Origin of the sequence: Legionella longbeachae, assembly GCF_004283175.1 — a bacterium.
In the GTDB taxonomy this organism is placed as follows: domain Bacteria; phylum Pseudomonadota; class Gammaproteobacteria; order Legionellales; family Legionellaceae; genus Legionella; species Legionella longbeachae.
The window spans coordinates 1-9,316 of record NZ_RXNW01000027.1 but is presented as its reverse complement, the minus strand read 5'-3'; the positions used below and the strand labels follow the sequence as shown (position 1 = coordinate 9,316).

The window sequence follows — 9,316 nt, the reverse complement described above, 5'->3', positions numbered from 1 at the left end:
GTCAATTGCCAACCCACGCTCAGCCATCATTTCTTCTAAATCACGATAGCTAATGCCCTATTTGCAATACCAACGTACACATTCCAGAATTAGATCCACATTAAAGTGCCGCCATTTGAAATCAATTAGATTTTCAGACATTTGCTGCTCTATAGAAAATCGCAATTATACCCTAATTCTAATTTTTTCAACGCAGCCCATTAGAACCCCAAAACCCAAATAATTGCTTGAAAGAATCATTAAAATCATGAATCATGATTCATGGAAATTATTCGTGTGGTTGGTTTCGATTCAAGGATAAACGATGAACTCAAAAAAAAAGGAAAAACACCAAAAAGCATTCATAAGTAAGAAATCAGTTATCCTCATGGTATTGACCGGTTTTTGGACTGCCAATGTGTTGGCAGGCACCATGGGTCATCTAAGCGAGCAGGCCACATGGAATTGGGTTGGAACCTTTAGCGTAGGTCCCGTATGGGAAAGTGCAGGACAAGCCCAAGCTTTTGATTTAACGCCTGATATTGAAAAAACCTATGCAGCGAATCAATCAGCGAACAACTTTGTTTGATTGATGGGTAAGTTTTTGTAGGCCTACAAAAGGCATTATCGCAAACCCTAAAAGGTCAATTGGGTGTTGCGGTTGGCTTTACCGGTCAAGCCGGTCTAACGGGTGTGATTTGGGATGATGCAAACCCTGAGTTTAATAACTTCACCTACAACAATAAAATTCAGCACACGCATGTGGCTACGAAAGGAGCGCTTTTGGTGGATATGGATTTTTGGCTTATTCCCTGGATTAACGACAGTATCGCCGTGGGTTATGAATGTACTGATTGGGGCAAAAGCAGCTTAGGACGTGCTCCAGAGAAAACCTTAAACACGGGGCTGATTTTAAATCACCTCTACACTAATGGATTGATGTTTAATCTTACTTATTTGGCATAAGGATGCGACCATGAAAAAATACTGCATCAACGCACTAATTGCGCTGATTTTAGGCGTAGCTTCAATGACAACAGCTTACGCAAAAGAACCCGTATGGACCTTTTCGTTACCAAGCCCGAAAAATGTGACCGTATCACCAGTTGGTAAGACAAAGGTGATGTACACCATAACCAACAATTCGTCTCGTTCGAAACATTTGGCATTGGTGACTTCCATACCCAAGCGCCCTTCAACACCAGGGCTAAGTTCGACAGGTTGTTTTCTTCCAGCAACCAAAGGAGGTGTAACTGGTAGGTGCACCGTAACGATTGATGTTGATGGCAGCAAGATACCCCAAACAGGCATCCACAGCGGTCCTTATTTATGCGAATCAGGCTCTTTGCAACAGTGTTATCAGCCAAGCACTGGTCATGAGCTCAATATCACTCTGAACACGAAACTGTATACGGTCACACCCCGTGGCGATGGTCATGAAACCATCTCTCCTAGCACCCCAAAAACGGTTAATTACGGAGAAACCCAACAATTTACCGTCACTGCCAACACCGGCTACACCCTCTCCAATACTGTAGGTGGCACCTGCCCTGCCGGCTCTTGGTCGAGGAACACCTACACTACGGGTGCCATAACCGCCAATTGCTCGGTCAGTTTTAGTGCTACCATTAACACCACCATAATTGCCGCAGGCTATTATTACAACGGGACAGACAACTACCCTCTATTAGCCAACAGCACTGACGGTGGAGCAACTTGGATTTACCGCATTAGCAGCAGCACTCCAACATTGCCAAGCGATTTTAGTTACGGTTACCTTTTCAGTGCAAACGTTAGCACGACATCATTTCTTCCTGAGTCTCTGAGGTCGGCTCTGTCGAAAATAGAAAATCCGAATTATACTGTCGCCCCAAAAAACAACTACGCGATTGAATAATAACCATTTTTAAAGAGCGCCTTTTTAAAGGGCGCCTTTCCCAAGAATATGACTACCCTATTCGGCGAAAAACACCGGCTTTGTTTCTTAGCCGTATGTGTTCGGACAAAGGCTGCGTTGCAAAAAATATCAATCTCTTGGTATTTAAAGCCATAGCAGCAAAATAGGCTTTAATTTGTGTGTTTTCCAATCCTCTGTATTGAGCTCGTTTTAAATCATGATAAATTTTTAATTCATTCATAACTCCTTCTAATTTCCACATTCGTTCATATAGTTTTTCTTTGAAATATTGTTGGTAATCGTTCACGCCCCTTGTAAAGGGGCGTCTAAGTTTTGATGAATTGAAATCCACTTCTGAAGAGCATCCATAATAAATACCAAGACATCTTTCTGTTGTTGTTTACATGTTGCAGCAACAGAAAAGATACGCTCAATAAAGCGGCTGCCTCGCTCTGATTGAGTTCCGAATGTTAGTTTTTTAGAAATAACTAGAGGCCTGAGTTGGTGCGCGGCATGATTATTCGTTGGAGGGACATTAGGAGTTTCAAAGAAGTTCCATAAACTATCCACAGATTCCAAAATATTAATACATGTTCTGGCAGTTGCTTTATGGGTGCAACGAGAGCCTTCACGTAAATGACGAAGTAGTTTTGCTTTAAAATAACGTAACCTCTTTCTAGGTTTTTTAAATGCAAGCATGTTTGGGTCATACTCTGTTTTCCAAAACGTAAAAAGGCGCTCATAAGCTTTAAGAAGCTTTTTTCCTATTTTTCCTGATACACCAGGGCGTTCTGATATTTTCTGAAAATCCCTTTTTAAATGAGCCCAACACACTTGGCGATTCTTATCAGGCAAAAAGTCATAGGCAGAATAACGGTCTGTTACATAAATATGGTCTCGAAAATCACCAATAAGTTCTTTAGCAATTTTCTGGACAAATAAAAACCCTTTGTCACAAAAACTATTAATTTTTATATAGTTATATGACAAGAGGCGTGAACGATTACCCGGAACTTGCCCTGACGTAAAAATTGTTTGGAAACGAGACCACATTGCTGTGATCGCGTTTCCAAACAAGCATAGATTCATCGTTGGATTTCTTTTATTTTCGCCTCGCTCCCTTCGCGTGAGCAATGCCATCAGCAGGATTTAATGGCCATTGATGTTTAGGATAACGTATCCGTAACTCTTTACGGATTTCTGAATAACCATTTTTCCAAAAACTTTCTAGATCGCTTGTTACCTGCACTGGACGAAAATTCGGCCCTAATAAATGCAGTACAACTGACACACTCTGAAATAATATTTTCGGCGTTTCTTCCCATCCAAACACTTCTTGGATGCGTACTCTAAGAAAGGGATGTTCAACCGTTGAATAATGAATGGGTATCATGCTACCACTTGGAACTTTTAACCTATTTGGGAGTTCGGTTTGTAAAATACTACGCAATGTTTCAGATATATTTAGTTCAAAAAAATATACTAAATTTTTTTGCAGTACTAAGGTCATTTTACTTTCACCGAAACATGCTTGTCTAAATACAGTTAAGCAAAATGATTTTTTTAATGCATCTCCGTCGAAAAGACTTTCCAATTCATCTTGTATATGAGGGGGTATTAATGCCTTATGGAATCGTAAAAATATAATCTTTTGATACCACTCATGTAAATTTTCATTTTTCTTCAGTGTACTCGCCCAATTGTCAGTTAATATATCAGGCAATTTTTCTGCAACGTGTACAGAGGTCGCCAGCGAAAAATTCGGTTCTTCTATAGGTAAATCCCAAAGTGTTTTAAATTCACGCTGATAAAATTGCGATTTTTCTGCTTCAAAAATGATGTCTCTTTTCTTTATGATGTGGTCGGAAAAATGTTTGAACAAAAATTCTTTATTTATCCCACTCGCCTGATTAATCAAAGTTTCAGCCTCGCCGCTTTCTTCAAAACCATTCAATGCAATAAAAAATTCACTCCTTTTCACAAGCGTTCGATCTGATAATTTTACACCACGACCACCGACCATTAATGCACGATCAGAGTTCTTGCGACGTCGACACAAACGATCACCAAAAGATAACATAAGGAGTAACTGTCTCGCTTCATCTTCTTCAAGATAAGCAGGGAGCTCTGCTTTTTTTAATTTTTTAGCAAGATCTAGAATCTGCTGATAACTTTGCGCGACAGTTTGTAAAATTGTGAAATGACCTTCATGTGAAGAACCATCTTTTAGAAATTTATTTAAAATTTTTAATCGCGGTGTAACATCACATTCAAAATGATCTGCTTGAAAATGATTCGCCATTTCTTTCCGTAGAATATCGCGCTCTTGTAATAACGCTGCAATTTTTGCAGCCAGATCGATGCAATTATTTTCTATACCTGCAATTAATAGTCTCCCCAAACGCAGAGGTAATGGGAAGTCTAAAAGCTGGCGGCCTATTGATGTTAATTCATTGTTATTTTGGATAGCACCTGCTGCTTGTAAGCTAAAGGTCGCACGTTCAATGTTGACATGGGGAGGTCTTTCAAACCACGAAAAATTCTGAAAATTCGAGATATGTTGATTGGCTAAAAAAAGCAAACTATCGCTTAAATCTGAACATAGAATTTCTGGAATATTTGATTTCACAAATGAACTTTCATCATGCTGATTCCACATCCTGTAACAAACACCTGGAAATTGTCGGGCAGCTCTACCAGCACGCTGAATGGCACTCGCTAAGCTAATTCGCGAAATTTCCAGGCGTGAAAATCCAGTACGTAAATCTTGTTTCATTATTTTTACTAAACCTGAATCTATGACGGTATCAACACCGTCTAAAGTAACAGAAGACTCAGCAATATTAGTTGCAAGAATAATTCTTTGCGCTGAAGATTTTTGCAATGCGATACGCTGTGCTTCCAGAGGAAGACTGCCATGCAGCGTGAGCACTTCTATTTTTTTGCTTTCTTTCCAATCAAGTAAGTATCTTTTAGCACGTTCAATTTCACGTGCACCCGGTAAAAATACTAAAATATCTTTATCAGTCTGTCGCTGTGCTTCTTTGATGACTTGAAATAAATGCTCATAAAATTGATATTTAGGTGTTAGTAATTGGGTTGATTTTTGATAACGTATCGTTAACTCAAATAATTTTCCAGGCACGGAAATGACAGGACAATTACCCAAATATTCAGCAATTTTTTCTGCTTCGAGTGTCGCTGACATGACCACAATTTTAATATGATGACCTAACTCTTGTAATTCACGTATTAATCCTAGTGTTAAATCAACGTATAAAGATCTTTCATGAAACTCGTCTAGAATCACAATGTCTACATCGTCTAACTCAGGATGATGAATCATGTGTCGTGCCAGCAAAGCTTCCGTCATGTAAATTAATCTGGTTTTATGCGATGTTTTATTGACAAAACGGACTTGATAACCAACCTCCTCACCGACTAGCCAATTATTTTCTTCTGCAACCCGATGAGCAGCAGCAATCGACGCCATTCTTCGAGGTTCTAGCACTAATATTTTCCCGGCTACAACAGAAAGCAATTCCGGAGGCAATCGAGTTGTCTTGCCAGCACCAGGTGCAGCTGTTATTACTAAATTAGTATGAGATGTTACCTTCTGTAAAATATCATCTATAAAATCATCTATTGGTAAATGAGTTGAGCCTGCTATTAAAATGATTGTACCCTCAGTTGAAATTTTCAAATAACCATTTGAGCTTGTAATTTAATGAAAATGAACATTTCTAAAAATTGACCTCTAGCCTGGATTCTAGTAAAAAAGGAGCATGATTTAAATTTTTATACGGTGTTTTTTTTAAACTTTATTTGATAATTCCTCCTGCTAACAGAACTATTACAAAAGGCACCAACTAATTATCTTATCGTTTTTTGGAAAAAAATATTATTGTCTTAAGATACAATCTGTATAATACATCCCTATATTTTCCCAGCAGAGAATTCGTATTTGAATCACGAAAATCAAACACCCTATACGCAACTGCATCCCAATGCCATTTTGGATGCAATTGAAAGCACGGGGCTTCTTTGCACCGGCAGTTTAATCGCACTCAATAGTTATGAAAACCGCGTTTATCAAATAGGAATTGAAAACGATGAGCCCCTCATAGCTAAATTCTATAGACCGAATCGTTGGAGCTCTGAAGCTATTTTAGAGGAGCACCAATTTTCACTTGAATTAGTACAACATGAAATTCCCATTATTTCACCTCTAATTATTAATGATCAAACCTTACACCATTATCATGATTTCAGATTCGCACTCTTTCCTAGGCGCGGAGGTCACGCCCTAGAATTGGATAATAGTGAGCAACTAGAATGGATGGGCCGCTTTATAGGGCGCATACATAGAATTAGTGCATTCAAGTCATTTGAGCATCGCATGCAATTAAATCCTCAAACATATGGGCATAATCCTTACAAACTTCTACTTGAGCAAAATTTTATTCCTGATTATTTAATACCTAATTTTTGCAAAACAGCCGAAACGGCATTACAAAAGATAGAACAGATATTTAAATCTATAGTTCACGTTGATCAAATCCGCTTGCACGGCGATTGTCATGCTGGAAATGTTTTATGGAACGAATCGGGTCCACATATCGTGGACTTATACGACTGCCTCATGGGTCCTGCAATACAGGATATTTGGATGCTTCTTTCCGGTGAAAAGGAACAAATGGATTTACAATTAGAGAAGATTTTACGAGGTTATTGTGAATTTCATGATTTTAATCCACGAGAACGCCATTTAATCGAGGCATTACGTACACTACGCATGCTTCATTTTTCAGGATGGCTTGCAAAACGCTGGACAGATCCAGCTTTCCCCTTGAGTTTTCCATGGTTTAATACTCCTGTATATTGGCAAAATCAGATAGTCAATCTTAATGAACAGATTGAATTACTAGATCAAATTGAATGCTAATTGATGGGCCTATCTGCTCCTTAGCCACTCAAATATAATAATTTTTTAACGCAAGGAGTCGGTACTAATAGCCTCATCCAAAGGATGAAGAATCTTATCCATCACAAATTTTGATTTTTTGAATTTTGATTATCTCGTAAATTCATAACACCTCTTTTTTTATTTTTTCATGCTTATACCTTGTTTGTGACTCGGATAAGCGATGACTGTTTCCAATCATCGCTCTCCTAAGAACCGTGCGTGCGGGTTTCCCTGCACACGGCTCAAGCCTTTATAAAACCAACCTTTTGGTGATCCGTCTGTTATTTGGCAGTTTTGGCTTTCAGCATCTATGATGTTGCAGCTTCAAGATGAATTCGACCTCATGTCAAAGTATCGTTTATATTTTCTGCAGTACGGATAAGCCTCGGCTTTGATTTTGACATGCCTTTTTATTTTTATATGGACAGCCTGAACCAAATTAGAAACTGACGTCCGTTCATCATTCGAGCACCTCTCATTTGCTGCAAATATCCAATTACGGTTTTCTATAGAAGGGAAATAGTTCTTTCTTATCCAATAGCCTGCCTTATTTGGATGATTCCTTTTGCACCATTTCCAGATTGATTGGAAAATATTCGTATCAACATAATTGAAGATATGCTTCGAGACAACATTTATATAATAGTTTGCCCAACCACGAATTTTAGGATTTAAAATTCGGATTAAGTTTATCGCTGATGCACCTCTTTGCGCTTTGATAGTTTCTCTAATATTCGCTAGAAAGTTTTTGATGCTATCTTTACTCGGCTTTATAAGTAACTTGCCTTTGTATTTACGAATATTGAAACCAAGAAAATCAAAACCTTCTCCAATGTGTGTGATATGCGTCTTCTCGTCTGAAAGGGTTAAACCTCTTTCCGCTAGAAAGCTTTTTATTGCTGGCTTGATTTTATTTTCCTAGAGTTACCCGTAATAATAAAATCATCTGCATAACGTACTATGAGCACCTTATCAGACCTTTTGGTTATCTGTTTGATAACTTTTTCAAGTTCGTCCAGAGCCATGTTTGCTAACGTTGGGGAGGCCACTCCACCTTGCGGAGTACCTTCTACCGTTTCATTCCATACATTTTCGTAAACAAAACCTGCAGATAGCCATTGATTAAGAACTTTCTTGTCCATTGAAATATTATCCATTAGCCATGGATGAGATATTTTATCAAAACACGCTTTTATATCACCCTCAAGAACCCAATCTGCAGATGTTCTCCGTGATAAAAGAACGAAACATTGCGCAATTGCATCTACACAGCTTCGACCCGGTCGAAATCCGTAGGAGTTTTTGTCTGCAGTAGTTTCCGTTATTGGTTCCAATGCAGATTGATGTAACGCTTGAATCGCTCTATCTTTCATAGTTGGTATCCCAAGCGGCCTTTTTTTGCCATTCTTTTTAGGGATGTAGATTCGTCGCATAGGCTGTGATTTATATCCTTTGCGACTAAGTGTATCAACTGCTCTTATTTTCTTTTTCGATGTCAGCCAGGTTTCTCCATCAATCCCTGGTGTCTTTATGCCACGATTTTTCGTAACCCTCTTCACTGCAAGTAATTTTGCATTGCGTGAGTGGGTTAGAATCCATTGGAGCGCGTTGACCTTGCCAAAACGTTTTTCTTCAACAGCCTTGGCGATACGCACTTGAAGTCGCTTCACCTCAAACTCAACTTTCTTCCAATTAATTGTATTCCAGGCGTTATCCTTAGCTGAAGGTGCACCATTTGATAACTGAATTATCATTTGCCTTCCTTCATTACAAGTGATTCTTCAAGATTTCTCGCCATTAAAGACCAGCTAGACGTCAGCATGCTTTCGCATCGAGTAATATTGCAACTCGTATCCTCGTTATTACGACGAAGCATTTGCTTTTTCTAACCTCCTACACCACCTGAGTCATCGGTTGGCCTCGCAGCCAACCTACCAGTTTAACCGGAACTCAAATGGGTTCTCACGTTCCGCATAGAAAAGTACATTGGGTTAGGTGCCCACTTTCAACCGGGAAGCATACTGACCACGAGCCAGAATATCCAAACCTGGCTCCAGCTTCCGTTACCTTTTGGTTCAAGTGTATTAGCCATTTCCACTTGTTCGTACTAACGGTCTTTGTCGCGGACTCACATTACATTCACCATACCAATTAGCTAGCACTTACCCAGATATGGCTACCAGGAAGGGCTTCTCTCACGATACGTCCCCCAGAGAGCTTCCCCTCTTTTGTTACATTGTCAGGCCAGCTCTTTATTCATGGCCCTAGCTTCGTTCAGTGGTATGAACGGTCTGCGCCACAGTCCATTGAAAGGCAGACAACTCTTCAGTGCAGCTTTCGTGTCGCAATAGATAAGGTACCGGCCTGTTGTAAAAGATGAGGAAACTTTACACACTCTGATAAAAAGGATCTAATCCATCAATTTTAATTGAATAACAAGAAGTTAAATGCAAGGAAGAATTCTCGACAAATCC

The 9,316-nt window shown here is 39.2% G+C and carries 9 protein-coding genes; 4 read left to right on the top strand and 5 right to left on the bottom strand.

What is annotated here, in order from left to right:
- The first annotated feature begins 304 nt into the window (after nucleotides 1-304).
- The 3 genes from EKG34_RS17920 to EKG34_RS17910 are packed head-to-tail and all read left to right on the top strand — an operon-like array spanning nucleotide 305 to nucleotide 1,876.
- Complete coding sequence (locus EKG34_RS17920; protein WP_003637209.1) at nucleotides 305-568, top strand: hypothetical protein; 264 nt, start codon at nucleotides 305-307, stop codon at nucleotides 566-568.
- A gap of 59 nt (nucleotides 569-627) precedes the next feature.
- Complete coding sequence (locus EKG34_RS17915; protein ID WP_003637210.1) at nucleotides 628-945, top strand: hypothetical protein; 318 nt, start codon at nucleotides 628-630, stop codon at nucleotides 943-945.
- Between the two features lie 10 nt (nucleotides 946-955).
- Entirely contained in the window at nucleotides 956-1,876 is a 921-nt protein-coding gene (locus tag EKG34_RS17910) for a hypothetical protein (protein WP_003637212.1), read from the top strand.
- A 52-nt stretch (nucleotides 1,877-1,928) separates the two neighbouring features.
- On the opposite strand, the gene EKG34_RS17905 is transcribed toward EKG34_RS17910, so the two are convergent.
- From EKG34_RS17905 to hrpB, 3 genes are read right to left on the bottom strand one after another with little or no spacing between them, the layout of a single operon-like run.
- Nucleotides 1,929-2,183: a transposase gene (locus EKG34_RS17905; RefSeq protein ID WP_003637213.1), complete on the bottom strand. Its 255-nt coding sequence runs from the start codon at nucleotides 2,181-2,183 to the stop codon at nucleotides 1,929-1,931.
- Nucleotides 2,180-2,929 (bottom strand): IS66 family transposase, encoded by a 750-nt coding sequence (locus EKG34_RS17900; protein WP_165391562.1) that lies wholly within the window; start codon nucleotides 2,927-2,929, stop codon nucleotides 2,180-2,182. Before EKG34_RS17900 ends, EKG34_RS17905 begins: the two co-directional genes overlap by 4 nt.
- Nucleotides 2,930-2,978: 49 nt before the next feature.
- Entirely contained in the window at nucleotides 2,979-5,579 is a 2,601-nt protein-coding gene (hrpB, locus tag EKG34_RS17895; RefSeq protein ID WP_003637215.1) for an ATP-dependent helicase HrpB, read from the bottom strand.
- A gap of 261 nt (nucleotides 5,580-5,840) precedes the next feature.
- Between hrpB and EKG34_RS17890 the strand changes: the two genes are divergently transcribed.
- Nucleotides 5,841-6,821 (top strand): serine/threonine protein kinase, encoded by a 981-nt coding sequence (locus tag EKG34_RS17890; RefSeq protein ID WP_003637216.1) that lies wholly within the window; start codon nucleotides 5,841-5,843, stop codon nucleotides 6,819-6,821.
- Between the two features lie 345 nt (nucleotides 6,822-7,166).
- Here the strand turns inward: EKG34_RS17890 and EKG34_RS19075 are convergent, their stop codons facing one another.
- On the bottom strand, nucleotides 7,167-7,535 hold the full coding sequence (locus EKG34_RS19075) for a group II intron maturase-specific domain-containing protein (RefSeq protein WP_263643082.1): 369 nt from the start codon (nucleotides 7,533-7,535) through the stop codon (nucleotides 7,167-7,169).
- A 200-nt stretch (nucleotides 7,536-7,735) separates the two neighbouring features.
- On the bottom strand, nucleotides 7,736-8,596 hold the full coding sequence (locus EKG34_RS18440) for a reverse transcriptase domain-containing protein (protein ID WP_003637218.1): 861 nt from the start codon (nucleotides 8,594-8,596) through the stop codon (nucleotides 7,736-7,738).
- Nucleotides 8,597-9,316: the final 720 nt, after the last annotated feature.